Genomic DNA, 24,957 nt, shown 5'->3' with positions numbered 1-24,957 from the left:
AACAGGACTCGGAATGGGGCGGGCCGCCCAGCATGTTCGGTGCGCTCGATGCTGGGCGGCCCTTCTCCCCGGTCCCCACCGGTAGTTCCACTATGGACTGCCCGGGTGTATCGCGGCTAGGTGAAACGGTCTAGTTCCCTCGTTCGTGCGACGCAGCGGCCGTGCGCCACCCGTTCGACCGGTCACGCGGGGTGTGGAACAAACGACTTGTGGTGGGGGGTTGGATCGACCATGGGAAGGGGGACGCCATGCACGTCCTGATGGACTACGGGGTGACCGTGTTCGGGCAGCGCATCGCCTGGGCGGAGCTGATCGGGCAGGTGTTCGCGCTGGCCGTGGTGTTCCTGGCGCAGCGGCGCACGCTGTGGACCTGGCCGGTGCAGCTGGTGTCGGTGGTGCTGCTGTTCACCGTGTACCTGTCCGCGCACCTGGGCGGGTTGGCGGTGCGGCAGCTTGCCGTGGGCCTGATCGCGGTCTACGGCTGGTGGGCGTGGGCGCGCAGGCGGGACCCGGTGTTCGGGGTCGCGGTGCGGCGGGCGAGCCGGTGGGAGCTGGTGGCGACGGCGGCGGCGTTCGTCGTCGGGACCGTGGTGTTCGCGCTGGTGTTGGACGCGCTGGACGCCTCGTGGGCGCCGTGGCCGGATTCGGCCATCTTCATCGGGACCGTGCTGGCGTTCGCGCTGCAGGCCTACGGGCTGGTGGAGTTCTGGATCGTCTGGCTGGTGGTGGACGCGATCGGCGTGCCCTTGCAACTGTCGTCGGGGTTGGTGTTCAGCGCCTCGGTCTACATCGTGTTCGCCGGGCTGGTGGTCTACGGCTGGGTAAGCTGGTTCCGCTCGGCGAAGCAGCAGGCCACCGTGGCCGTGTGAGCGGTGCCCACACGGCCACGGCCGGGCCTCAGGCGACCCCGGGGTCGCCCACCTGCGGGCCTGCCGCCGTCACGTCGTCGATCCTGTAGCGGCGCGCCGCCTCGACGACCAGCGACCGGTCGACCTCGCCGCGCCGGGCCAGCGCCGCCAGCACGCCCACGGTGATGGACTCGGCGTCGACCAGGAAGTGCCTGCGGGCGGCCGGGCGGGTGTCGGAGAAGCCGAACCCGTCGGTGCCGAGCGTGGTCATGTCGGTGGGCACCCACGGGCGGATCAGGTCCGGCACCGCGCTCATCCAGTCCGACACCGCCACGACCGGGCCCTGCTTGCCCTTGAGCACCTCGGTCACGTACGGCACGCGCGGTTCGGCCTGCGGGTGCAGCAGGTTGTGCCGGTCGACCTCCACCGCTTCGCGGCGCAGCTCCGACCAGGACGTCGCCGACCACACGTCCGCGTTGACGTTCCAGTCCGCCGCCAGCATCTCCTGGGCCCGGATCGCCCACGGCATGGCCACACCGGAGACCAGGATCTGCGCCTTGAGCCCGGTGGAGGACTCCGCCTGCCGGTAGCGGTAGAGGCCGCGCAGCAGGCCCTCGACGTCGAGGTCCTCCGGCTCGGCGGGCTGCTGGTACGGGTCGTTGTAGACCGTCAGGTAGTAGAAGACGTCCTCGGCCTGCTCGCCGTACATGCGGCGCAGCCCGTCCTTGACGATGTGCGCGATCTCGAACGACCACGCCGCGTCGTAGGACACCACCGCCGGGTTGGTCGCCGCCAGCAGCAGCGAGTGCCCGTCGTTGTGCTGCAGGCCCTCACCGGTCAGCGTGGTGCGGCCCGCGGTGGCGCCCAGGACGAACCCGCGCGCCATCTGGTCGGCCGCGGCCCACAGGCCGTCGCCGGTGCGCTGGAAGCCGAACATCGAGTAGAAGATGTAGATCGGGATCATCGGCTCGCCGTGCGTGGCGTAGGAGCTGCCCGCCGCGGTGAACGACGCGGTCGACCCGGCCTCGTTGATGCCCTCGTGCAGGATCTGGCCCTGCTCGGACTCCTTGTAGCTGAGCATCAGCGACGCGTCGACCGAGGTGTAGAGCTGCCCGTTGGGGTTGTAGATCTTCTGCGTCGGGAACATCGAGTCCATGCCGAACGTGCGCGCCTCGTCCGGGATGATCGGCACCAGCCGCGGCCCGATCTCCGGGTCCTTGGCCAGGTCGCGCACCAGCCGGACGAACGCCATGGTGGTGGCGACCTCCTGCTTGCCCGACCCGCGCTTGAGCACGTCGTAGACCTTGTCGCCGGGCAGCACCAGCGCCTTGCCCTTGGTGCGGCGCTCGGGCAGGTACCCGCCGAGCTGGCGGCGCCGCTCCTGCAGGTACTGGATCGCCTCGTCGTCCTGCCCAGGGTGGTAGTACGGCGGCAGGTACGGGTCCTTCTCCAGCTCCGCGTCCTCGATCGGGATGCGCAGCGTGTCCCGGAACGCCTTGAGGTCGTCCAGGGTCATCTTCTTCATCTGGTGCGTGGCGTTGCGCGCCTCGAAGTGCGGGCCGAGGTTGTAGCCCTTGATCGTCTTGGCCAGGATCACCGTCGGCTGGCCGTGGTGCTCGGTGGCCGCCCGGTAGGCCGCGTAGACCTTGCGGTAGTCGTGGCCGCCGCGCTTGAGGTTCCAGATCTCCTGGTCGCTCATCGGGTTGACCAGGGCCTTGGTGCGCGGGTCGCGGCCGAAGAAGTGCTCGCGGACGAACGCGCCGTCGTTGGCCTTGTAGGTCTGGTAGTCGCCGTCGGGGGTGGTGTTCATCAGGTTGACCAGGGCGCCGTCGCGGTCGGCGTGCAGCAGCGCGTCCCACTCCCGGCCCCAGATGACCTTGATGACGTTCCAGCCCGCGCCGCGGAAGTACGACTCCAGCTCCTGGATGATCTTGCCGTTGCCGCGCACCGGGCCGTCCAGGCGCTGCAGGTTGCAGTTGATCACGAAGGTGAGGTTGTCGAGCTGCTCGTTGGCCGCGACGTGGATCAGCCCGCGCGACTCCGGCTCGTCCATCTCCCCGTCGCCGAGGAACGCCCACACCCGCTGGTCGGAGGTGTCCTTGATGCCGCGGTCGCGCAGGTACCGGTTGAACCGGGCCTGGTAGATGGCGTTCATCGGGCCCAGGCCCATGGAGACGGTCGGGAACTCCCAGAAGTCCGGCATCAGCCGCGGGTGCGGGTACGACGGCAGCCCGCCGCCGGGGCCCGCGTGCGACAGCTCCTGGCGGAACCCGTCGAGCTGGTCGGTGGACAGGCGGCCCTCGAGGAACGCGCGGGCGTAGATGCCGGGGGAGGCGTGGCCCTGCACGTAGATGTGGTCACCGCCACCGGGGTGGTTCTTGCCGCGGAAGAAGTGGTTGAAGCCCACCTCGTAGAGGGCCGCGGAGGAGGCGTAGGTGGAGATGTGCCCGCCGACGCCCACCCCGGGGCGCTGCGCGCGGTGCACGGTCATCGCCGCGTTCCACCGGATCCACGCCCGGTACCGGCGCTCCACCTCCTCGTCGCCGGGGAACCACGGCTCCCGGTCGGTGGCGATGGTGTTGACGTAGTCGGTGCTGGTCAGCGACGGGACGCCGACGTGGCTCTCCCTGGCCCGCTCGAGCAGCCGGAGCATCAGGTAGCGGGCCCGCTGCTGGCCGCCCTCGGCGAGGGCGGCGTCGAACGACTCCAGCCACTCCGAGGTCTCCTCCGGGTCGATGTCGGGGAGGTGCGCGGCGAGGCCGTCGCGGATGACGCGTACCCGTTCGGGTGCGCCGGACCTGTCGTTGTGGGTGGCCACGGTGGAGCTCCAGCCTGGGTCGAGGTCGGGTTGCATCGCGCGCGCGGGTGACACGCGCGCGAGACTCACTCTGCCATGTTCGTCTGAATCGAAGCGCACGTCATCCTTACTGGTCAGTAGGGGTGTGCGTGGCCACGGCCGGGCGTCGAGGGGGTCACGGTTCCCGGCGTGTCGGGGACAGGACGGTTGCGCAGGTGGCCACTGTCAGTGTTCGCTGTCGCCTAACCGAACAGGCAGGACGCGGTGGACGGGCCGGTCAGCGACCCGCGCCCCCGTGACAGCGCAGATGGAGGAGTGACACCGTGGTGGCCGCGGGAGATGCCGGGAGCATCGGCATCGCCGACAAGCTGGGGATCGTTGGGGGCGCAGTCGTCCAGGAGATCGGCTGGGACGAGGACGTCGACGACGACCTGCGTGCCGCGATCGAGGACCGCATCGGCGCCGACCTGCTCGACGAGGACGCCGAGGAGGTGGTCGAGGTCGTCCTGCTGTGGTGGCGCGACGGCGACGGTGACCTCGTCGACGCGCTGGTGGACGCGATCGGCCCGCTCGCCGACAACGGCGTGATCTGGGTCCTGACGCCGAAGCCGGGGCGCGAGGGGCACGTCGAGCCGTCGGACATCGCCGAGGCGGTGCCCACCGCCGGACTGGCCCAGACCTCCAGCGTCAGCGTGGGCAAGGACTGGGCGGGCACCAGGCTGGTGTCCCCGAAGTCCGCCAAGACCAGGCGCTGACGCCGCCGGACCGATCACCCGGGTGGCGGGCCGCCCGGGTGCCCTAGGCTGTCCGCGCACGGGTCGCCACTGATCAGGAGGATGTCGGGTATGGCTGTTGAGGTCGGTTCCAAGGCTCCGGACTTCACGCTCAACGACTACAACAAGCAGCCGGTGAAGCTGTCGGACTTCCGCGGCGGGAAGAACGTCCTCCTCGTGTTCTACCCGTTCGCCTTCAGCGGCATCTGCCAGGGCGAGCTCTGCCAGGTCCGCGACGAACTCGCCGAGTACACCGACAGCAACGTCCAGGTCGTCGGCGTCTCGGTGGACACCCCGTTCAGCCTCAAGGCGTGGGCCGACCAGCAGGGCTACACCTTCCCGCTGCTGTCGGACTTCTGGCCGCACGGCGAGGTCGCCAAGGCCTACGGCGTGTTCAACGAGGCCGCGGGCCTGGCCAACCGCGGCACGTTCCTCATCGACACCGAGGGCACCGTCCGCTACGCCGAGGTCAACCAGCCCGGCGAGGCCCGCGACCAGGCCGCCTGGAAGAAGGCCGTCGCGGCCCTGTAGGCCCGTCGGCGGGCGCGGTGGGGTGTCAGGTCCTCGGCGCGCTCCCCGGGCGCATAGCTCAGCGGAAGAGCACTCGGTTTACACCCGAGCGGTCGCAGGTTCGAATCCTGCTGCGCCCACCGGATCTCCTCCACACCACGTCCCGCCCCCGGTCGGCGGGACGTGGTCGTCTCATCGCCCCGTCAGGCGGCGGGTTCGAGGTCTTCCTCGACCACTGCCGCGGGGGTGGCCTTCGCGCGGCGCTTCTTGACGACGTGGGCGATCACGACCACCGCGACCACCGCGGCGACGACGGCGAGCGCGCCGGTGCTCATGGCGCTCTCCAGCCGCTTCGCGGCCTCGCCCAGGGCCGCGCCGATGCCGATGTGCAGGGCCGACCAGCAGGCGGCCCCGGCCGCGGCGGCCGGGAGGAACTTGCGGTACGCCAGCCCGGAGGTCCCGGCGGCGGCCGGGGTCAGGGTGCGCACGACGGGCAGGAACCTGGCGAAGAACACCGCCCAGGCGCCGCGGCGGCGGAGGATGCCGGTGGCCTTGTCCCAGCCGCCGACGCCGTACTTCTGGATCAGCCGGGTTTCCCGCAGCCGGGGGCCGTAGCGGCGGCCGATCAGGTAGCCGAGCGAGTCGCCGGTGGCCGCGCAGAGGGTGACGACGCCCCACAGCACCAGGAAGCGGGTGGGGGTGATCGCGGTGGTGGCGGCGACCAGCAGGCCCGCCTCGCCGGGGGCGATGAAGCCCAGGCCGATGGTGCACTCCGCCAGGACCAGGCCCCCGGTCGCGGCGACCAGGCCGGGCTGCGGCAGTGCCTGGAGCCAGTCCAGGACATCGGTCATCAAGCCCACGGGGGTACTCCTTCGGGTGGCGGCGACTTCCCATCAGAGGGAGCCCGTTTCCTCGTGGTTCCCCCGCATGTGTATATCGCCGCCACCCGAAGGGCGTAACGCTTGGGGGTCGCTACCGCTGGAGCAGCGCGCTGATCTCCTGGCTGGCGGCGCCCGCCTCCGCCAGGTGGCGCAGGTTCTCCGGGACGACCTCGCCCCGGTGCTCGACCGCCTGGGTGTAGAGCCGCCCGGCGCGGTAGGACGAGCGCACCAGCGGCCCGGCCATCACCCCGGCGAAGCCCATCGCCTCCGCGGCCTGCTTGTGCTCCAGGAACTCCTCCGGCTTGACCCACCGGTCGATCGGGTGGTGGCGCAGGCTGGGGCGCAGGTACTGGGTGATGGTGATGATGTCGCAGCCCGCGTCGTGCAGGTCCTGGAGGGCGGCGGTGACCTCGTCGGGGGTCTCGCCCATGCCCAGGATCAGGTTGGACTTGGTCACCAGGCCGTACCCGCGGGCCTCGGTGATCACCTTCAGCGAGCGCTCGTAGCGGAACGCGGGGCGGATGCGCTTGAAGATGCGCGGGACCGTCTCCAGGTTGTGCGCGAGCACCTGCGGGCGGGAGCCGAACACCTCGGCGAGCTGGTCGGGCTCGGCGTTGAAGTCGGGGATGAGCAGTTCGACGCCGGTGCCCGGGTTCAGGTCGTGGATCTGGCGGACCGTCTCGGCGTAGAGCCACGCGCCGCCGTCGGCCAGGTCGTCGCGGGCGACGCCGGTGATGGTGGAGTAGCGCAGGCCCATCGCCTGGACCGACTCGGCGACCCGGCGGGGCTCGTCGCGGTCGAGGTCGGCGGGGCGGCCGGTGTCGATCTGGCAGAAGTCGCAGCGGCGGGTGCACTGCTCGCCGCCGATGAGGAAGGTGGCCTCGCGGTCTTCCCAGCACTCGAAGATGTTGGGGCAGCCCGCTTCCTCGCACACCGTGTGCAGGCCCTCGCGCTTGACCAGGCCCTTGAGTTCGCGGTACTCGGGGCCCATCTTGGCGCGGGTCTTGATCCAGGAGGGTTTTCTCTCGATCGGGGTCTCGCTGTTGCGCACTTCGAGGCGCAGCATCTTCCGACCCTCAGGCGCTACCGTCACCCGCTCAGGCTACGCCTCCCCGGCGGGGGGTGGAAACACGCGGGGTCCGGCGAAACGTCGGTCAACACCGCTGCTTACCCCGGGAATGTCCGGGCAGTGTCCGGTTTGCCGCCACAGACTGCGGGACGCCTTCTCGGGGGCGCAGCGCTGCGCTCCTCGAGCAGGGGTGTCGGGCAGAGCGGCGGTCAGGCGCTGGCGACCAGCCTGCGCAGCAGTCCGACCGCGGACGGCCTGCGCGGCGGCGCGGCCACCTCGGCCGGGGTGCTGCGCAGCATCGCCAGGTAGGCGGCACCGGTGCGGGTGGCCTCCTCGGTCGAATCGTCGTCGGCGGCCAGACCGGACGACAGGGCGAGCAGGCGCTGTTCGGCCTCGCGCACCGGCCGCAGCGCCTCGGTGTCGTGCGCCTCCAGCAGCCGGTGCAGCACCGAGGACTCCTCGGCGGCCGCGCGCCAGGCGGCCGACGCGGCCTCCACCCGGTCCAGCGACGGGTCGCGGTCGGCTTCCGCGGCCGCCACCTCGAGGCGGCCGGTCAGCCGCCGCATCCACCGGTGGTGCAGGGCGAGCAGCAGTTCGTCGGTGTCGGTGAACACCTCCGCCGCCAGCGGCACGTCGGCCGTCGACAGCGGTCCCTCGGGGTTGTGCCGGACGTGCGCCAAGACTGCGTCCAGCGCCGCCTGTCTGCGGTAGTAGTCGTTCCAGCTCATGGTGATGGACTCCTCCCCGTGACCTTCGCCATACCGTGGGTTTGCGGCATACCGTCAGTATGGTCCACAATCTAGCACTGGCCATACCCCCGGTATGTCCGTCCGATTAAGTTACGGTGTGGTGATGACGACAGCGCAGTCCAGGCGGGTGGACTACAGCGAGTCGACCAGGAACGCCCTGGTCGACTCGGCCGTGGCGCTGTTCACCGAACACGGCTACGCCGCCACCTCGCTGGACGCCATCGCCCGCCGCACCCGGGTCACCAAGGGCGCGCTCTACCACCACTTCAGCGGCAAGCAGGCGCTGTTCGAGGCCGCCTTCGACGCGGTCGAGTCCGGTGTCATCGCCCGCCTCGGCCAGGTCGTGGCGGGCCCCGGTGACGCCTGGGACCGGGCGATGAGCGCCCTGCGCGGCTACGTCGGCATCTGCCTGGAGCCGGACTACCAGCGCATCGTGATCCACGAGGGCCCGGTGGTGATGGGCTGGGAGCGCTGGCGCGCGGCCGAGGAGCACTTCAGCTACGGCCTGGTGAAGGCCGCGCTGGAGGCGCTGATCGCGGCGGGGGAGATCGAGGCGCTGCCGGTCGAGGTCACCGCCAGGGTGCTGTTCGGCGCGCTGTCCACCGGCGCCACCATCATCGCCACCGCCGAGGACCCCGAGCGGGCGGGCGCGGAGGTCTCGCTGACGATCACCCGCGTGCTGGAGGGAATGCGGGTGACCAGGCTGCGATAACGGCTCCCGCGCCTGGGACGATGCCCCCAGCGAGACCCGGGTTCCCGGGCCTGACCCTGGGGGAGCTGCTGATGGAGTCGACCGCGCCGGTCGTCCGCGATCCCGCCATCGACCGCCCGGCGATCACCGACCCGACCACCGCCATCCTGCTGCGGGTGCGCCAGGACCAGAGCTTCGGCCTGGCCATGGTGGTCGTGCTGCTCGCCTTCGTCTTCAGCAGCGCCTTCGTCCTCGCCTGGAGCGGGGCGTCGATCCTGTTCGCGCTGCACCTCGCGGTGATGCTGGGCGTGCTCGGCCTGGTCGCCTCGCGGCAGTACCTGTGGGGCCGGTGGCTGCGGTCCGCGCGCGGACCGCGGCTGCTGCACGCGGCACCGTGGCGGCCCGTGCCCGCCAGGGTGGTGCGGCGCCGGTCGCCGGGCTGGGCGTCGGTCGTCGCGCTGGGGGAGGGCGCGACGAGCACCGCCGTGCGGGTCACCGCCTTGAACGAGGCGCACCACGCCGTGATCGCGCGCACCGGCCGGGCCTGGGTCGTCGGCCCCGACAAGACCGGGTGGGCCGCGCTGCGCGTCGACGGCACGCACGAGGCCCTGCCGGCGTGGGCGCTGGCGGCCGTCCCCCGAGGCACCGCCAAGGCACCCCGGGCCGACCCCGCCTTGCTGACCGCGCGCACCCTGTCGATGAACACGGTCTCCATGGTCGCCCTGTTCCTCCTCGGGCTCGCGATCACGGTGGGCGCCTGGCTGGTGGTCGGCATGCGGCCGTCCACGATGCTGGTGAGCTTGGCGTCCTGGTTGCTGTGCGTGGGGCTGGCCCTGGGGCTCACCGTCTGGCACGCCCGGGTCAACCTGCGGCTGCCCGCGCTGGTCGGGGCCGCCGAGTGGACCAGGGTCGAACTCAGCCTCGCGCCGTGGAAGGCCCGTCGTGACGGCACCGCCAAGGCCAGCGCGACCGTGCGGCTGTCCGACGGCAGCACCCGCACGCTGCTGATGCCCGGCGCGTCGGTGGAACTGCTCGGCACCATCTGGGACACCGGCGCGGCCTGGCTCAGCGCCACCCCCGACCCCGGGGCGACCCTGGCCGTGGGACACCCCGGCTACCCGCCGGTGGCGGTGGCCCGGGTTGCCTAGGCCATGTCTTCGAAGCCGGTCTTTTGGCTGGTGTGCCCGGCTGGGTGGATGTGCTTGGCCGGGGCCCCTACGGCGATCATGTGGCCCGGCGTGACAGGGTGGGGCTGAAGGGATGCCCCACCGCCAGAGGCAGGCTTGCACATGATCGCCACCCCCGGCCAAACACATCCACCCACCCGGGCAGTTGGGCAGCCGGGCAGGCGGTTCGTGGGGTGGCCGGCTTTGGGACAGGCCCTTGGGGGCCGTGCGCCGGGCGGGTCAGCGCAGGGCGAAGGTGACGCCGGGCAGCGCGGGCTGGTCCTGGGCGAGCCAGTGGTCGCGCACGGGCAGCGTGCCGTCCAGGGCGGCGAGGACGGCGTCGCGGGCCAGGGGGAGGACCTCTGAGACCGGGACCCGGCGGCCCAGTTCCAGGGTCAGCGAGGTCACCCCGGCGTCGCGGATGCCGCAGGGGACGATGTGGTCGAACGGGGTCAGGTCGGCGTCGCAGTTGAGCTGGAAGCCGTGCATGGTGACCCCGCGCTGGACCCGGATGCCGACCGCGGAGATCTTGCGCTCGGGGCGCACGCCGTCGGCGGCCAGCCACACGCCGCTGCGGCCCTCGACGCGGCCGGTGGCCAGGCCGAAGTGGGCGCACACGGCGATCATCGCCTCCTCGACCCGGCGCACGTACTGCACCACGTCGACCGGGTCGGCCAGCTTGACGATCGGGTAGCCCACGAGCTGCCCCGGCCCGTGCCAGGTGATCTTGCCGCCGCGGTCGACGTCGATCACCGGGGTGCCGTCGTCCGGCCGCTCCTCCGGGGTGGTCCGCTTGCCCGCGGTGTAGACCGGGTCGTGCTCCAGCAGCAGCAGGGTGTCCGGGCCCGCGTCGTCGGCGCGGGCGGTGGCCAGATCCCGCTGCCACTGCCAGGTGCGCAGGTAGTCCACCGTCCCGATCGGACGAACGTCGACCGGGTCCGCGCTCGCCCGGCAGGAGACCTCAACAGCGCTCACGCGACGACACTACGCCTCGCCCGGCCGTCCGTCCCGGACCCGCGGGCGCGCTCCGATCCCGGAGCCGCGCGGGGTGCGAAGAACGGGCCCGTACCCGATCACGGTCCCGGTCGGGACCCCGCTTCCCCGGCCGGGGGCGGGAGCAGGCCCAGGGCGGCCGAGGCGAGCAGGCCCACGCCGAGCACGCCCACCACCGCGCCCACGGTGTCGGTGAGCCAGTGGACGTCCAGCAGGATGCGGCAGAGCGCGGCCACCAGCACCGCCAGCCCACCCCAGAACGCGCAGGCGCGCAGCCGGGGGCGGGCCAGCCAGGCGCACAGCACGGCCGCGGTGAACGCCACCGCCGCCACCGACGTCACGTGTCCACTCGGGAAGCTGAAGTCCGGGTACTCGCGCGGTCTGGCCCTGGCGAACAGCGGCTTCACGAACGACACCACCCTGCACAGCACCAGCACCACCACCGCCTTGAGCAGCAGGCGGGACCGGTCGCGGTCGGTGGTCCGCACGACCGCGGCCCGGACGAGCAGCCCCGCGCCCATGGCGATCGGCAGGACCGGGCCGAACACGTCGCTGAGCACCGAGGCGACCGAACCGACGTCCCCGGCGAAACCACCACCCAGGGCCTCGGCCACGAACCGGTCGACACCCGGGGTGACGCCGGAAACGGTCAGGCCCAGCGCGACGAAGGCGGCGACCAGCAGCAGGCCGACGCCGAGCAGCCACCTCACCGCTGTTCGAGCGCGGCCAGGGCGTCGTCGACGGTGTCGTAGCGGAACGCAAAACCGTGGTCCTGCAACACCCTCGGGACCACGTGCTGGCTGCGCAGGATCTCCTCGGCGAACTCGCCCAGCGCGACCTGCAACGCCACCTTCGGCACCCGGAACAGCGCCGGGCGGTTGCGGGCGCGGCCGAACGCGCGGGTGAACTCGGCGTTCGTCGCCGGGCTAGGGCCCACCAGGTTGACCGGGCCGGAGATGTCCTCGCGCAGCAGGAACGCCAGCGCGTCGACCTCGTCGTCCAGGTGGATCCAGGGCAGGTACTGCCTGCCGCTGCCCAGCTTGCCGCCCAGGCCCAGGGAGAACAGTGGGCGCAGCGGGCCGAGCAGGCCGCCGCTGGGGGACAGGACCTGCGCGGTGCGGGCCAGCACGACCCGGGCGCCCGCCGCCGCGGCGGCCGCGGTCGCCGCCTCCCAGCGCACGCACAGCTCCGCCAGGAAACCGCGCCCCGCGGGCTCGTGCTCGTCGGCCGGGCCCGCCGGGATGGTGCCGTAGTAGCCGACCGCGGAGCCGTTGAGCAGCACCGGCACCCCCGTCTCGGCCACCGCGGCGGCGAGCACCTCGGTCGGCTCGACGCGGCTGTCGAGGAGCATCTGCTTGCGCGCCTGCGTCCAGCGGCGGTCGGCGACCCCGGCACCGCACAGGTTGACCACCGCGTCGACGCCGTCGAGGGTGCCCTCCTGCAGCGTGCCCGCGGGCGGGTCCCAGCGGCGCTCGTCCGGGGCCTGCGGCTCGCGGCGGACCAGTCGCAGCACCTCGTCGCCGTCGTGTCGGAGCTTGGCCACGAGAGCGGTCCCGATGAGGCCGGACGACCCGGCGACGACTACGCGCATGGGGTGATCGTCCCGAACATCCGGTCGGCGCGCACGCCCGGGTGACGGCGGTTACCCGCGGCGGATGACAAAAGAGGGCCGCCCCGGCGGGGCGGCCCTCCTCGTGTCCACTCGTGCCGGAGTACCCGGTCAGAGGCCCAGGTCGGCCTCGAAGGCACCCTCTTCCAGGCGGTTCTTCACCGTGGAGAGGAACCGGCCCGCGTCCGCGCCGTCGACCAGGCGGTGGTCGTAGGTCAGCGCCAGGTACACCATCGAGCGAACGGCGATGGTGTCGTCGCCGTTCTCGTCGGTGATCACGACCGGGCGCTTGACGACCAGGCCGACCCCCAGGATGCCGACCTGCGGGAGCTGGATGATCGGGGTGTCGAACAGCGCGCCCTGGCTGCCCAGGTTGGTCAGGTTGAACGTCGCCCCGAACAGCTCGTCCGGGGTGACCTTGTTGGCCCTGGTCCGGTCCGCGAGGTCGGTGATCTTGTGCGCCAGCCCGGCCAGGTTCAGCTCGCCCGCGTCGTGGATCGCCGGGGTGAGCAGGCCGCGCTCGGTGTCCACCGCGATGCCCAGGTGCTCGGCGCCGTGGTAGGTCACCTCCTTGGCCTCCTCGTCGATGGAGGCGTTGAGCTTCGGGTGCTGCTTGAGCGCCTCGACGGTGGCCTTGGCGAAGAACGGCAGGAACGTCAGCTTGACGCCCTCGCGCGCCTCGAACGCCGCCTTGGCCCGCGAGCGCAGCTTGGCGATCCGGGTCACGTCGACCTCGACGACCTGGGTGAGCTGCGCCGCCGTCTGCAGCGACTCCACCATCCGGCGCGACACCGTCTGGCGCAGGCGGGTCATCTTCTGCGTCGTGCCGCGCAGCGAGGTGTCCACCGCTCCCGGCTTGCTCGGCGCCTGCGGGGTCGAGGCGGTCGAGGCCGCGGCCGGGCGGCGCTCCGGCTGGGCGGGCTCGGCGGGCTTGGCCGACTCCGCCTTCTTCGCCTCGGCGGCGGCCAGCACGTCCTGCTTGCGGATGCGACCGCCGACACCGGTGCCCTTGAGCGAGGACAGGTCCACGCCGTGCTCACCGGCCAGCTTGCGCACCAGCGGGGTCACGTACGGGGCGCTGCCGTTGGTCTCGGCCTGCGCGGGCTCGGGGGCCTCGTCCCGCTTCGGGGCCTGCTTGGGCGCCTCCTGCTTGGGCGCCTCCTGCTTCGGCGCCTCCTGCTTGGGGGCTTCCTGCTTCGGCGCCTCCTGCTTCGGCTCGGCCTTCGGGGCCTCCTGCTTCGGCGGCTCCGGGGCCTGCTCCGGCTCCGGGGCGGCGGGCGCGGCGCCCGCGTTCCCGATCACGGCGAGCTTGCCGCCGACCTCGACGGTGGCGTCCTCGCCCGCGCTGATCTCCAGCAGCGTGCCCGCCACCGGCGACGGGATCTCGGTGTCGACCTTGTCGGTGGACACCTCCAGCAGCGGCTCGTCGACCTCGACCGCGTCGCCGACCTGCTTGAGCCAGCGGGTGACGGTGCCCTCGGTGACGCTCTCGCCCAGCGCGGGCATGGTCACCGGGGTGCCCTTGCCGCTGCCCCCGGACGACGCGTCCGACGACGGCTGCGGGCCTGACGCGGGGGCCTCCTCCTGCTCGGGCTCCGCCTCCTGCGCGGGCTCGGGCTCCGGCTCGGGTTCGGGGGCGGACTCGGCCTCGGCGGAACCGCCGGAGTCGGAGCCCCCCGACTCGGAGGCGTCGCCGATCTCGGCGAGCGCGGCGCCCACCTCGACCGTCTCGTCCTCCTGGGCGAGGATCTTCGTCAGCACACCCGCGGCGGGCGACGGGATCTCGGTGTCGACCTTGTCGGTCGAGACCTCGAGCAACGGCTCGTCGACCTCGACCGTGTCGCCCTCCTGCTTGAGCCAGCGGGTGACTGTTCCTTCGGTGACGCTCTCTCCGAGCGCCGGCATCTCAACGGAGAACGCCATGGTTTCCTGGACTCCTCGTGCTTTCTGGCATGGCTGGCGGGACGTGGGCTGAGCTTCCGGTCAGCCGTGCACGTGTAGCGGCTTGCCCGCGAGGGCGAGGAACGCCTCGCCGAGGGCCTCCGTCTGGGTGGGGTGGGCGTGGATCAGCGGTGCCACGTCCTCGGGGTAGGCCTCCCAGCTGTAGATCAACTGGGCCTCGCCGATCAGCTCGCCCACGCGCTCACCCACGAGGGTGATGCCGACGACCGGGCCGTCGGGCGCCTTGACCAGCTTCACGCCGCCGGAGGTCTTGAGGATCTGGCTCTTGCCGTTGCCCGACAGGGCGTAGACCAGGGTCTCGGCCGAGCCGTACTTCTCCTTGGCCTGCGCCTCGGACAGGCCGACCGAGGCGACCTCCGGCTTGCAGTAGGTCACCTTCGGGATACCCGCCTCGTCGATGACCTTCGGGTCCTGCCCGGCGATGTCCTCGGCGATGAAGATGCCCTGCTGGAAGCCGCGGTGCGCCAGTTGCAGGCCGGGCACCAGGTCGCCGACGGCGTAGACGCCGGGCAGGTTCGTGCGCAGCCGCTCGTCGGTGATCACGAAGCCGCGGTCCATGGTGACCCCGGCCTCCTCGTAGCCGTGGCCCGCGCTGTTGGGGCCGCGGCCGACCGCGACCAGCAGCAGGTCGGCGTCGATCGACTCGCCGGACTCCAGCGACACCGAGACACCGGTGTCGTTCTGGGTGGCGCCGGTGAACTTCACACCGGTCTTGAACTTGATGCCGCGCTTGCGGAAGGCCCGCTCAAGCTGCTTGGAGGCCCACTCGTCCTCCAGCGGCACCAGCCGGGGCAGCGCCTCGACGATGGTGACCTCGGCGCCGAAGGAGCGCCACACGCTGGCGAACTCCACGCCGATCACGCCGCCGCCGAGGACGACGACCTTCTCCGGCACGTAGTCGAGGTTCAGCGCCTGGTCGCTGGTGATGATCCGGCCGCCGATCTCCAGGCCGGGCAGGGTCTTGGCGTAGGAACCGGTGGCGAGCACCACGTTCTTGCCGGTGTAGGTCTGCCCGTCGACGGTGACCTTGTTCGGGCCGACGAAGGTGCCCGCGCCCTCGACCACGGTGACCTTGTTGGCCTTGAACAGGCCCTGCAGGCCCTTGTGCAGGCCGGAGACGATGGAGTCCTTGTAGGAGTTCACACCGTTCATGTCGATGCCCTCGAGCGAGGACTTCACCCCGAACTGGTCGCCCTCGCGGGCGTTGTCCGCGACCTCGGCGGCGTGCAGCAGCGCCTTGGTCGGGATGCAGCCCCGGTGCAGGCAGGTGCCACCGACCTTGTCCTTCTCCACCAGGATCACCGAGAGTCCTAGCTCGGCCGCGCGGAACGCGCAGGCGTAGCCGCCGGACCCGCCACCCAGGATCACGAGGTCAGCGGAGGTGTCAGTCACGGGGTCTCCTCGACGTGCGACAGCGTTCTGTCAATGTTGCGCCCAGTGCGGCGGGCGGCGCGCGATCACACGTTCGGCGCAGCCACCACACGCCATCTTGTCACTTCGTGAGGCAGGCTTGCGAGGTGGTCGGGGTGTCCGTTGCGTCCCTTCCGTGGTTACCGGCCGGTACCGGGGGACACTGGGAACGCGGCCCCGTGGGCGGGGCCGGGAAGAGGAGGGGCAGATGGGGGTTTTCGACTCGCTGCGGCGCAAGCGCGGCAAGCCCGGCGTGCTGCGCGCGGCCAGCAAGCAGGACACCTCGCACCTGGACGAGTGGGCGGCGGCGCGCACCGGGGTCGAGGCGTACGTGGAGCCGAAGACGAACGTGACGGACACGACCGTGGTGCTCGTCGCGCACGACGGCGAGTGGACCCGGCGGCGCATCGCCGACCTGGACGCGGCCTTCGCCTTCGGCAAGAAGCGGTCCATCCCGGTGTACGAGGTGAACCGGGTCGGGCTGCCGCAGCGGATGCGCGACTACATCGCCAGGCAGAAGCGCGAGGGCAAGGCCTAGGCCGTGGCCGGGTCTTAAAAGCCCGGGATTTTTGGGGGCGTGCCCGGGTGGGTGGATCCGCTTGGGCGGGGCCCCTACAGCGATCATGTGCCCAGTGTGACCGAGTGGGGCTGAAGGGATGCCCCACAGCCCGGGCAGGCTTGCACATGATCGCTTCCCCCACCCAAGCAGATCCACCCACCCGGGCTTCTGCGTAGCCGGGCCGGCGGTTGGTGGGGTGGTCGGCAGCTGCGCCGCTGACGGCTCGGCGTGGCGGGCCGCCCGGTCGGGCCGGCGGCGGCGGTCCCTCGGGGGATCCGCCGCCGTCGTCGGGAGGTCGGTCAGCCGTTCGCGGCGATGTCGGCCAGGACGGCCGCGATCGTGCGGACCGGCAGGCCGGTGCCGCCCTTGGTGGTGTACCCCCAGGGGGCGCCGCCGTTGTAGGCCGGGCCCGCGACGTCGAGGTGCGCCCACGGCAGGTCCTCGGGGACGAACTCGCGGAGGAACACGCCCGCGGCGAGCATCCCGCCCCAGCGCTGCCCGGTGACGTTGGTCAGGTCGGCCAGCCGGGAGTCCAGGTCGGCGCGCAGCTCCTCGGGCAGCGGCATGGCCCAGCCGCCCTCGCCGGTGCCGCGGGCGATCCCGGCGACGCGGTCGCGGAACTCGTCGGAGCCCATGATGCCCGCGGTGCGGTTGCCCAGGGCCACGACCTGCGCCCCGGTCAGCGTGGAGGTCTCGATCAGGTAGTCCGGGTCGTCCTCGGCGGCGCGCACGATGGCGTCGGCCAGGATCAGGCGGCCCTCGGCGTCGGTGTTGAGGACCTCGACGGTCTTGCCGCCGTACATGGTCAGCACGTCGCCGGGGCGGTAGGCGGCCCCGGACGGCATGTTCTCGGCCATCGGCACCGTGGCCACGACCTCCAGCGGGTACTTGAGCTTCGCCGCCAGCACCACGCTCGCCACGACCGCCGCCGCGCCGGACATGTCCGAGGTCATCGCCTCCATGCCGCCCGCGGGCTTGATCGAGATGCCGCCGGTGTCGAAGGTGATGCCCTTGCCGACCAGCGCGACCTTCTTGCGCGCCCGCGGGCCCCGGTAGGTCAGCCGCACCAGCCGGGGCTGGCGGGTGGAGCCGACGCCCACGCCGAGGATGCCGCCGAAGCCGCCCTTGCGCAGCGCCTTCTCGTCGAGGACCTCCACCTCCAGGCCCGCGTCCTTGGCCAGCGCGACCGCGCGCTCGGCGAACGACGCCGGGTACAGGTCGTTGGGCGGGGTGTTGACGAAGTCGCGGGCGGTGGCGACGGCCTCGGCGATCGCGGTGGCGGCCTTGAGGGTGGCCCGGTGCTCCTTGGCGGTGCCCGCGGCCGGGGCGGCCAGGTCCACCCGCGCCAGTTCGCGCTCGGTGGCGTCGGACTTGTACGCGGAGAAGGTGTACGAGCCCAGCAGGAAGCCCTCCACCGCGGCCTGCAGGTCCACCGCGGACAGCGTGGTGGCGGCCCGCTTGCTCGACCCGGTGGCGCGGGCGGCGGCACCGGCGGCCCGGCGCACCTGCTCGGCGGTCACCGACCCGTCCGCGGCGGCCTTGCCCAGGCCCGCGGCGACCACCACGGCGGCGGGCAGCTTGCCCAGCGTGGGCAGCTTGACGACCTCGTCGGCCTTGCCGGTGGCGCCCAGGGCGCCGAGCACCTCGGTGAGCGCGCCGTCGAACGCCGCGTCCACCTGCTCCGCGCCGGGCGCCAGCGCGAGGCCGGAGCCGTGCTGCACGGTGCCGATCACGATCGCGTCGACGGGGGCCTCGGTCACCGGTGCGGTGGCCAGTGCCAGCTTGGGGGCGGTCACGTCAGGTGCTCCTCGGGGGTTGGCTTCGGATCGACCCGGCAACGGCCTCGTGGGTCGCCCGGGCCTGGTCGGACCGGGTCCTGCGGCCCGGGTGGTGACGTATGCTAACCAGTTGGGTATGGCTTTCAACCGGTGGCCGGATGGTGCGTCGGCCACGAATCTGACACGGTTGCGCCCGTGACAGCGATCGGACACGTTCCGGTGGGCACCCGGATCGGGGTGCTCCCGCTCCTGGCGGGTGCCGTGGTCACCGCGGCGCTGGTCGCGGTCGGACCGGCCGCGGCGGTCGCGGGCTGGTGGTCGCTCGCCGCGCTGGGCCTGGCCGGGGTGGTGAGCGTGCTGACCGCGGTGTCGCACGCCGACCTGCTGGCCCAGTCGCCCACCGGTGACCGGCACGCGCACGTCCGCGAGCGCCTCGGGCCCGTCCCCGCCCGGCTCTCCGGGCTGCTCTCGGTCGTGGGCCGGGTGGTCGCCGCGGCGGCCGTCACCGGTGCCGCGGGCACCTACCTGTGGCCCGCCCGCCCGGCGTACGCGGCGGTCGCGCTGCTGGTGGCGGTCACCGCGCTGGTGGTCGCGCCGCCCGCGGTGCCACCCGCGGTGACCAGGGCCGCCTGGGCTGTGGTGCTGCTCACCGTCGTCGGCTTCGTGGTGGTCGGGCTGGCCATCGCCCCGGCCGACGCCGCAGTCCCCGCCGCCCCCGGCACCCCGGGCACCGACGACCCGACGGGGGTGCTGTCCGCCGCGGGTCTGCTCACGCTGGGCTTCCTCGGCCTCGAACGGACGGGCACGGCCCGCACGGCCGTGCCGGTGGTGCTCGCCTCGCTGCTGGTCTCGCTGGGGGTGGCGGTCGTCGTGCTGCGCCAGCTCGGCGGTCCGCGCGTGGCGCTGTCGCCGACCCCGCTGCGCGACGCCCTGGTCGCCGCCGACGGGGCGGGCCTCGACCCGCTGCTGACCCTCGGCCTCGCCCTCGGCGCGGTGCTGGCCGTGCGCGCGCTGCTCGACGGCGCCCTCGGTGCCGCCCGCGACCTGGCCGCGCACGGCGAGCTGCCCGGCGAGGCCCGTCACCACGCGCTCGCGGTCGCGGTGCTCGCCGTCGGCGCCGCGGTCGCCGTGGCGCCCGCGCTGCTGGCCGAGGTGGCCGCGTGCCTGCTGCTCGGGCACGCCGCGTTCGTCAACTCCTCCGCCCGCTCGCTGCCGCGCCACGACCGCTCAAGCTGGGTCCGCACCGGCTGCTGCGGCCTCGTGCTCAGCGTCGTCATCGGCGTCAACATCTCCATCCCCGCCCTCGCCACCGCGGCCGGGGTCCTGCTCCTCGGCGGCGGCGCGCTGTGGGCGCACCGAACGCGGGCGGTGACCTGAGGTAGTCGGACGCCCGAATGTCGGGATACCGATTCTCTGCCGGGCCGATCACCGGATACGGTGCCCCCATGACGTCGACCTTGTCGTTCACGAGCACTCCGAACCCCCACCCGGCCACCCCGGAACGGGTCGCGGAAGTACTCACGTCCCCCGGCTTCGGACGCTACTTCACCGACCACATGGTGACTGTCCGCCACACCCGCGAGCAGGGCTGGCACGACGCCAGGGTCGAGCCGTACCAGCCGCTGACCCTGGACCCCTCGGCCTCGGTCCTGCACTACGGCCAGGCGATCTTCGAGGGCCTCAAGGCCTACGCGCAGCCGGACGGTTCGATCGCCACCTTCCGCCCCGAGGCCAACGCCGCCCGCTTCCGCGCCTCCGCCCGCCGGATGGCGATGCCGGAACTGCCGGACGAGCTGTTCCTGGAGTCCCTGCGCCTGCTGGTCGACATCGACCGCCGCTGGGTGTCCACCAAACCGGAGGAGTCGCTGTACCTGCGGCCCTTCATGATCTCCACCGAGGCGGCCCTCGGCGTCCGCCCGTCCTCGGAGTACCTGTACCTGCTCATCGCCTCACCGGCGGGCGCGTACTTCGCCGGTGGCGTCAAGCCGGTGACGGTCTGGCTGTCCACCGAGTACGTCCGCGCGGCCCCCGGCGGCACCGGCGCGGCCAAGTTCGCGGGCAACTACGCCGCGTCGCTCGTCGCCCAGGCCCAGGCCGCCGAGGAGGGCTGCGACCAGGTCGTCTGGCTCGACGCCGTGGAGCGCCGCTGGGTGGAGGAGATGGGCGGCATGAACCTGTTCTTCGTGCTGGGCGACAAGGTCGTCACCCCGGAGCTGTCGGGTTCCCTGCTCCCCGGCATCACCCGCGACTCCCTGCTGTCGCTGGCCCGGGACCTGGGCTACACCACCGAGGAGCGCCCGATCTCCACCGACGAGTGGGAGAAGAAGGCCGCCTCCGGTGAGCTGACCGAGGTCTTCGCCTGCGGCACCGCCGCGGTGATCACCCCCGTGGGCCACGTCAAGCACGCCACCGGGTCCTTCGACATCGCAGGCGGCGCCACCGGCCCGGTCACCACCAAGCTCCGCCAGACCCTCACCGACCTGCAGTACGGCCGGATCGAGGACCCTCAGGGCTGGATGACCACCCTCTGACCGCGGCGGGGCGGGCCCCGGCCCGCCCCGCACCCGTCGGCGCTCAGCCGAAGGTGCACGCGGTCAGCACGACCGCCGTGGCCAGTTCGCAGGCCGCGCCCAGCACGTCCCCGGTGACCCCGCCGAAGCGGCGCCGCGTGTGCCGCACCAGCAGCGCCACCGACGCCGCCGCGACCACCACGCCCACCGCAGCCCTCGGTCCCACCGCCACCAGCCCCGCGGCGGCCAGCAGCACCGCCCACCCCGCGGGCACCCACCACGGCTGCGTCCCGGCGACCAGCGCGCCCAACCCGTCCGGCCGCGCCGCCGGGACCCCGCGCACGCAGCACGCCCCGAACGCCGTTCGCCCGGCGGCCAGCGCGAGCACGACCCCCGCCCACGGCACCGACGGCAGCGCCACCGCCTCGACGCCCAGCACGACGATCAGCGCCACCACCCCGAACGGCCCGACGTCGCCGCCCTTCATCACCGCCAGCGCCCGCTCCGGCGGCCCGTAGCAGCCCAGCCCGTCCGCGGTGTCCGCCAGCCCGTCCAGGTGCATCCCCCGGGTCACCAGCGCCAGCACGCCCACCGCCAGCACCCCCGCGAGCAGCGGCGGGAACGGCAGCCACAGCACCCCGGCGGCCACCAGGCCCAGCAGGGCGCCGACCACGGGTGCCACCGCGATCGCCGAGCGGGCCGCCCGGGTGTCCACCGACTCGATGTGCAGCGGCAGGACGGTCAGCCAGGACAGCGCCAGCCGCAGACCGGTCATCCGGCGTCGGGCGGCAGCGGGGTCTCGCGCCCGCTGACCCCCGCGTCCTCGAAGGTCGCCATCTCGGCCAGGACCCGGGTCGCCATGGAGACCAGGGGCAGCGCGGCGAGCGCCCCGGACCCCTCGCCCAGCCGCAGGTCCAGCTCCAGCAGCGGCGTGAGGTCGAGCTGCTCCAGGGCGAGCGCGTGCGCGGGTTCCACCGACCGGTGCCCGGCGACCCACCACGCCGACGCGCCCGGCGCCAGCTCCTCGGCGACCAGCGCCGCCGCCGCGCTGATCACCCCGTCCAGGATCACCGGTGTCCGGCGCACGGCCGCCTGCGCCAGGAAGGCCGCCATGGCCGCGATGTCCGCGCCCGAGGCGGCGCGCAGCAGCGCCACCGGGTCGCCCGAGACCCGGCGGGCCCGGCGCAGGCCGTCGCGGACGGCCACCGCCTTGCGCATCCACCCCCGGTCGTCGATGCCGGTGCCGCGGCCGACCACGGCCACCGGCTCCGCGCCGGTCAGCGCGGCGATCAGCACCGAGGCCGGGGTGGTGTTGCCGATGCCCATGTCGCCCGCGACCAGCAGGTCGGCCCCGCCGTCGACCTCCTCGTCGGCGATGGCGCGACCCGCGGCGATCGCCGCGCGCACCTCGGCGTCGGACAGGGCATCCTCGCGGTCGACCGACCCGGACGAGCGGCGGACCTTGCGCGCGGTGACCTGCTCGGGCAGCCCGGCGCCGTCGGTGTCGACCGACAGGTCCGCCACCCGCACGGTCGCCCCCGCGACCGAGGCCAGCACGTTGACCGCCGCGCCGCCGGTGAGGAAGTTCGCCACCATCTGGCCGGTGACCTCGCTCGGGTACGCCGACACCCCGTGCGCGGCGACCCCGTGGTCACCGGCGAACACGACCACCCTGGGCCGGGCGAACGGCTTCGGCGGGCACTGGCCCTGGCAGGCCGCCACCCACACCCCGACCTCCTCCAGCCGCCCCAGCGAGCCCTGCGGCTTGGTCAGCCGCCCGTGCCGGGCGACGGCCTCGCGGCGGGCGGTCGCGTCCGGCGCGGTCACGTGCGGGAAGTCGGTGCTCACCGGGGTGCCTCCGAGGGGTTCAGCGTCAGCGCAGCCGCAGCGGCAGGCCCGCGACCAGCAGCAGCACCTCGGTGCTCACCTCGGCCAGGGACGCGTTGACCGCGCCGAGTTCGTCGCGGAAGAGCCTGCCAGAACGGGTCGCGGGAACCACACCCAGCCCGACCTCGGCCGACACCACCACCAGCGGCGCCGCGCACGCGGCGACCGCCCCGACCAACCGCGCCCGCTCGGCCGCCGCGGTGATGCCCGGGGTGGTCCAGGCCGCGGCGTCGTCGAGGGCGCCGGTGAGCCAGGTCGCCACGTCGTCGAGCAGCAGCGGTGGGTCACCCGCGCGGGCCAGGGACAGGGCGGTCACCAGGGACCCGGTGTCCGGGACCTCCACCGTGCGCCAGGTGTCCGGCCTGCGGTCGACGTGGGTGGCGATCCGCGCGTCCCACTCCGCGTCGCCCGGCACCCGGCGGGCGGTGGCCAGGTAGGTGGCCGGGCCGTCGGCCGGGAGCAGGCCCTCGGCGTGCGCGGACTTGCCCGACCGGGCCCCACCCAGCACCAGCGTCTTCACGCCCCGGCACGCTACCGTCCCGGGAATGAGCTTGCGCTGGCGCTACGAGGACACCACCGGCAGCCCCGTCCCCGGCCCGGCCGTCACCTTCGACGACCAGGCCGAGGCCGAAGACTGGTTCAGCACCACCTGGCCGGACCTGCTGGAATCCGGTGTCGAGCAGGTGACCCTGCTCGACGGGGAGACCGAGGTCTACGGCCCGATGGGCCTGCGCACCCCCTGACCACGGGCTCGGCTCAGGGGCTGACGGTCAGCGACGGGTCGGTGACGACCACGTCGGCGAGCACGTCGTCGATGGCCTTGAGCAGGTCGGCGTCGAGCTTCCTGCCCGCCGCGGCGGCGTTGTCGACGACCTGCTCCGGGCGGGACGCGCCGATGATCGCCGAGGCGACGTTGGGGTTCTGCAGCACCCACGCCACCGCGAGCTGGGCCATGCTCAGCCCGGCCTGCTCGGCCAGCGGCTTGAGCTGCTGCACGGCGGTGAGCACGTCGTCGCGCAGCCAGCGGGAGATCATGTTCTTGCCGCCGGACTCGTCGGTCGCCCGGGACCCGGCGGGCGGCTCGGCCCCCGGCGCGTACTTGCCGGTCAGCACGCCCTGGGCGATGGGCGACCACACGATCTGGCCCAGGCCCTCCCGCTCGGAGGTGGGCACGACCTGCTTCTCGATGACCCGCCACAGCATCGAGTACTGCGGCTGGTTGGAGATGAGCGGCACGTTCAGCTCCCTGGCCAGCGCCGCGCCCCGGGTGATCTGGTCCGCGGTCCACTCCGAGACGCCGATGTAGAGGACCTTGCCCTGCCGCACCAGGTCGGCGAAGGCGAGCATGGTCTCCTCCAGCGGCGTGCTCCGGTCGAACCGGTGCGCCTGGTAGAGGTCGAGGTAGTCGGTGCCGAGCCGCTGCAGCGAGGCGTGCGCGGACTCCATGATGTGCTTGCGGCCCAGGCCCTTGTCGTTGGGGCCGCCGGGGCCGGTCGGCCAGAAGACCTTGGTGAAGATCTCCAGGCCCTCGCGCCGCTGGCCCTTGAGGGCGCGGCCGAGGACCGACTCGGCCTTGGTGTTGGCGTAGACGTCGGCGGTGTCGAAGGTCGTGATGCCCGCGTCGAGGGCGGCGCGCACGCAGGACTGCGCGGCGTCCTCCTCGACCTGCGAGCCGTGGGTCAACCAGTTGCCGTAGGAGATCTCGGAGACGTTGAGGCCACTGCGGCCCAGGCGGCGGTGTTCCATGGGAACCAGCCTAATCCGAGATGCTTCGGTGTGCTAACTGTTGTGAGTGGACGGAGCGGCCGGGGCGATCAGGCGACCGCGTCGCCCGCGCGCACCCGGGGCTTGGGCACGCGCAGCTTGCGCAGCTGGGTGGCGCGCACGAACCCGTACCAGCCGATGGAGAAGCCGCGGCTGGTGTCCTTCGGGAACTTCGCCCGCACCCGCTTGGCGATCCGGCGGCCGTTGAGCACGCCCTCGATCACCATGGCGACCAGCATCAGCAGGCAGGCCAGCGTCGCGTACTGCTGGACCGCGAGCGAGGGCACCAGCAGCGACAGGAACACCACCACGGCCAGCGGCATGAACAGCCCCAGCAGGTTGCGCCGGGAGTCCACCAGGTCGCGGATGTAGGCCTTGACCGGGCCGCGGTCGCGCGGCATCAGGTAGCGGTCGTCGCCCTCGTTCATCCGCTTGCGCTGCTCGATGCGCTGGAGCTTGCGCTGGGCGGCCAGCTCGGCGCGCTCCTCCTTGCTGCCGCGGGCGCGGCGCATGGCCTCGCGGGTGGTCTTCGGCGGCGGCGCCACCGGGCCGCGCTTGCGCCCCTCGGCCTCGCGCCGCTTGGGGGTGGGCCTGCCCTTGCCGGGGGTGCGGGCCTTGGTGGTGTCGCCCACGGTCACGGCAGCCTCCTCCACCTGTTCGGCTTCGGGACTGTCTGCGCTGGTGCGACGGAGGAACCTCACCTGCACAGGGTATGACAACACGTTCGGTGGATACGCTGCGCCCGTGCTGGTCGTCATCGCGCCCGACGGTTTCGGGGGCACCCTGACCTCCCCGGCCGCCGCCGAGGCCATCGCCGCGGGCTGGCGCCGGGGTGCCCCGGAGCACGAACTGCTGCTGCGCCCGCTGGCCGACGGCGGCCCCGGCTTCGTCCCGGTGCTGCACGGCGCCCTGGGCGGCGAGGTCCACCGGACGCAGGTCAGCGGCCCCCTGGGCGACCCGGTGGGCGCGTCCTGGCTGCTGGTGGGGGAGACCGCCTACCT

At 73.0% G+C, this 24,957-nt stretch carries 25 protein-coding genes and 1 tRNA gene; 11 read left to right on the top strand and 15 right to left on the bottom strand.

The window, feature by feature from the left end:
* Positions 1-248: 248 nt before the first annotated feature.
* Positions 249-869, top strand: coding sequence for a nicotinamide riboside transporter PnuC (gene pnuC / locus L6E12_RS13820; protein ID WP_236228308.1), 621 nt, complete (start codon positions 249-251; stop codon positions 867-869).
* A gap of 28 nt (positions 870-897) precedes the next feature.
* Here the strand turns inward: pnuC and aceE are convergent, their stop codons facing one another.
* Positions 898-3,666: a pyruvate dehydrogenase (acetyl-transferring), homodimeric type gene (aceE, locus tag L6E12_RS13815; RefSeq protein WP_374201870.1), complete on the bottom strand. Its 2,769-nt coding sequence runs from the start codon at positions 3,664-3,666 to the stop codon at positions 898-900.
* Positions 3,667-3,968: 302 nt separating this feature from the next.
* On the opposite strand from aceE, the gene L6E12_RS13810 reads away from it, so the two are divergent.
* The 3 genes from L6E12_RS13810 (at position 3,969) to L6E12_RS13800 (ending at position 5,068) form a co-directional block, all read left to right on the top strand.
* Positions 3,969-4,400 carry a DUF3052 domain-containing protein gene (locus L6E12_RS13810; protein ID WP_236228307.1) on the top strand — a complete coding sequence of 144 codons (432 nt, stop codon included), beginning with the start codon at positions 3,969-3,971 and terminating at the stop codon, positions 4,398-4,400.
* A gap of 90 nt (positions 4,401-4,490) precedes the next feature.
* Entirely contained in the window at positions 4,491-4,949 is a 459-nt protein-coding gene (locus tag L6E12_RS13805; RefSeq protein ID WP_236228306.1) for a peroxiredoxin, read from the top strand.
* Between the two features lie 47 nt (positions 4,950-4,996).
* Positions 4,997-5,068, top strand: a tRNA-Val gene (locus L6E12_RS13800).
* 63 nt (positions 5,069-5,131) lie between these two features.
* Here L6E12_RS13800 and L6E12_RS13795 read toward each other — a convergent pair.
* The 3 genes from L6E12_RS13795 to L6E12_RS13785 all read right to left on the bottom strand — a co-directional run bounded on the left by L6E12_RS13795 (position 5,132) and on the right by L6E12_RS13785 (position 7,606).
* Positions 5,132-5,788: a DedA family protein gene (locus tag L6E12_RS13795; protein WP_236228305.1), complete on the bottom strand. Its 657-nt coding sequence runs from the start codon at positions 5,786-5,788 to the stop codon at positions 5,132-5,134.
* 112 nt (positions 5,789-5,900) lie between these two features.
* Positions 5,901-6,902: a lipoyl synthase gene (gene lipA / locus L6E12_RS13790; RefSeq protein WP_236228304.1), complete on the bottom strand. Its 1,002-nt coding sequence runs from the start codon at positions 6,900-6,902 to the stop codon at positions 5,901-5,903.
* Positions 6,903-7,087: 185 nt separating this feature from the next.
* Positions 7,088-7,606 (bottom strand): hypothetical protein, encoded by a 519-nt coding sequence (locus tag L6E12_RS13785; RefSeq protein WP_236228303.1) that lies wholly within the window; start codon positions 7,604-7,606, stop codon positions 7,088-7,090.
* Between the two features lie 124 nt (positions 7,607-7,730).
* Here L6E12_RS13785 and L6E12_RS13780 point away from each other — a divergent pair, with 124 nt between their 5' ends.
* Positions 7,731-8,339: a TetR/AcrR family transcriptional regulator gene (locus L6E12_RS13780; RefSeq protein WP_236228302.1), complete on the top strand. Its 609-nt coding sequence runs from the start codon at positions 7,731-7,733 to the stop codon at positions 8,337-8,339.
* A gap of 20 nt (positions 8,340-8,359) precedes the next feature.
* Positions 8,360-9,466, top strand: coding sequence for a hypothetical protein (locus L6E12_RS13775; protein WP_236228301.1), 1,107 nt, complete (start codon positions 8,360-8,362; stop codon positions 9,464-9,466).
* A 258-nt stretch (positions 9,467-9,724) separates the two neighbouring features.
* On the opposite strand, the gene lipB is transcribed toward L6E12_RS13775, so the two are convergent.
* The 5 genes from lipB to lpdA form a co-directional block, all read right to left on the bottom strand.
* Entirely contained in the window at positions 9,725-10,459 is a 735-nt protein-coding gene (lipB, locus tag L6E12_RS13770; protein WP_236228300.1) for a lipoyl(octanoyl) transferase LipB, read from the bottom strand.
* A 98-nt stretch (positions 10,460-10,557) separates the two neighbouring features.
* Entirely contained in the window at positions 10,558-11,187 is a 630-nt protein-coding gene (locus L6E12_RS13765) for a phosphatase PAP2 family protein (RefSeq protein ID WP_236228299.1), read from the bottom strand.
* Positions 11,184-12,068: a TIGR01777 family oxidoreductase gene (locus tag L6E12_RS13760; protein WP_236228298.1), complete on the bottom strand. Its 885-nt coding sequence runs from the start codon at positions 12,066-12,068 to the stop codon at positions 11,184-11,186. Before L6E12_RS13760 ends, L6E12_RS13765 begins: the two co-directional genes overlap by 4 nt.
* A gap of 129 nt (positions 12,069-12,197) precedes the next feature.
* Positions 12,198-14,009 (bottom strand): 2-oxoglutarate dehydrogenase, E2 component, dihydrolipoamide succinyltransferase, encoded by a 1,812-nt coding sequence (gene sucB, locus L6E12_RS13755; RefSeq protein WP_236228297.1) that lies wholly within the window; start codon positions 14,007-14,009, stop codon positions 12,198-12,200.
* Between the two features lie 60 nt (positions 14,010-14,069).
* Positions 14,070-15,440: a dihydrolipoyl dehydrogenase gene (lpdA, locus tag L6E12_RS13750; protein ID WP_236228296.1), complete on the bottom strand. Its 1,371-nt coding sequence runs from the start codon at positions 15,438-15,440 to the stop codon at positions 14,070-14,072.
* A gap of 226 nt (positions 15,441-15,666) precedes the next feature.
* Between lpdA and L6E12_RS13745 the strand changes: the two genes are divergently transcribed.
* The gene (locus tag L6E12_RS13745; protein ID WP_035283309.1) at positions 15,667-15,996 is read left to right on the top strand and encodes a hypothetical protein; all 330 of its coding nucleotides are present in this window, start codon (positions 15,667-15,669) and stop codon (positions 15,994-15,996) included.
* Between the two features lie 320 nt (positions 15,997-16,316).
* Here L6E12_RS13745 and L6E12_RS13740 read toward each other — a convergent pair whose 3' ends face one another.
* On the bottom strand, positions 16,317-17,813 hold the full coding sequence (locus L6E12_RS13740; protein WP_236228295.1) for a leucyl aminopeptidase: 1,497 nt from the start codon (positions 17,811-17,813) through the stop codon (positions 16,317-16,319).
* A 177-nt stretch (positions 17,814-17,990) separates the two neighbouring features.
* On the opposite strand from L6E12_RS13740, the gene L6E12_RS13735 reads away from it, so the two are divergent.
* Positions 17,991-19,172 (top strand): hypothetical protein, encoded by a 1,182-nt coding sequence (locus L6E12_RS13735; RefSeq protein WP_236228294.1) that lies wholly within the window; start codon positions 17,991-17,993, stop codon positions 19,170-19,172.
* A gap of 68 nt (positions 19,173-19,240) precedes the next feature.
* Positions 19,241-20,326 carry a branched-chain amino acid aminotransferase gene (locus L6E12_RS13730; protein WP_236228293.1) on the top strand — a complete coding sequence of 362 codons (1,086 nt, stop codon included), beginning with the start codon at positions 19,241-19,243 and terminating at the stop codon, positions 20,324-20,326.
* A gap of 43 nt (positions 20,327-20,369) precedes the next feature.
* Here L6E12_RS13730 and cobS read toward each other — a convergent pair whose 3' ends face one another.
* The 3 genes from cobS to L6E12_RS13715 are packed head-to-tail and all read right to left on the bottom strand — an operon-like array spanning position 20,370 to position 22,712.
* On the bottom strand, positions 20,370-21,080 hold the full coding sequence (gene cobS / locus L6E12_RS13725; RefSeq protein ID WP_236228292.1) for an adenosylcobinamide-GDP ribazoletransferase: 711 nt from the start codon (positions 21,078-21,080) through the stop codon (positions 20,370-20,372).
* The gene (gene cobT / locus L6E12_RS13720; RefSeq protein WP_236228291.1) at positions 21,077-22,153 is read right to left on the bottom strand and encodes a nicotinate-nucleotide--dimethylbenzimidazole phosphoribosyltransferase; all 1,077 of its coding nucleotides are present in this window, start codon (positions 22,151-22,153) and stop codon (positions 21,077-21,079) included. Before cobT ends, cobS begins: the two co-directional genes overlap by 4 nt.
* Before the next feature lie 25 nt (positions 22,154-22,178).
* Complete coding sequence (locus L6E12_RS13715; protein WP_236228290.1) at positions 22,179-22,712, bottom strand: bifunctional adenosylcobinamide kinase/adenosylcobinamide-phosphate guanylyltransferase; 534 nt, start codon at positions 22,710-22,712, stop codon at positions 22,179-22,181.
* Between the two features lie 25 nt (positions 22,713-22,737).
* Here L6E12_RS13715 and L6E12_RS13710 point away from each other — a divergent pair, with 25 nt between their 5' ends.
* Positions 22,738-22,935, top strand: coding sequence for a hypothetical protein (locus L6E12_RS13710; protein WP_236228289.1), 198 nt, complete (start codon positions 22,738-22,740; stop codon positions 22,933-22,935).
* A gap of 13 nt (positions 22,936-22,948) precedes the next feature.
* On the opposite strand, the gene L6E12_RS13705 is transcribed toward L6E12_RS13710, so the two are convergent.
* Together L6E12_RS13705 and L6E12_RS13700 are read right to left on the bottom strand one after the other, a co-directional pair.
* Positions 22,949-23,938, bottom strand: a complete 990-nt coding sequence (locus tag L6E12_RS13705; protein ID WP_236228288.1) for an aldo/keto reductase family protein — start codon at positions 23,936-23,938, stop codon at positions 22,949-22,951.
* A 68-nt stretch (positions 23,939-24,006) separates the two neighbouring features.
* Positions 24,007-24,657 carry a DUF3043 domain-containing protein gene (locus tag L6E12_RS13700; protein ID WP_236228287.1) on the bottom strand — a complete coding sequence of 217 codons (651 nt, stop codon included), beginning with the start codon at positions 24,655-24,657 and terminating at the stop codon, positions 24,007-24,009.
* Positions 24,658-24,700: 43 nt separating this feature from the next.
* Between L6E12_RS13700 and L6E12_RS13695 the strand changes: the two genes are divergently transcribed.
* Positions 24,701-24,957, top strand: a 257-nt coding sequence (locus tag L6E12_RS13695) for a glycerate kinase (protein ID WP_236228286.1), incomplete at its 3' end; no start/stop codon positions are given.

Origin of the sequence: Actinokineospora sp. PR83 (assembly GCF_021056305.1) — a bacterium.
Taxonomy (GTDB): domain Bacteria; phylum Actinomycetota; class Actinomycetes; order Mycobacteriales; family Pseudonocardiaceae; genus Actinokineospora; species Actinokineospora spheciospongiae.
This window is presented reverse-complemented; position numbering and strand designations above follow the sequence as displayed.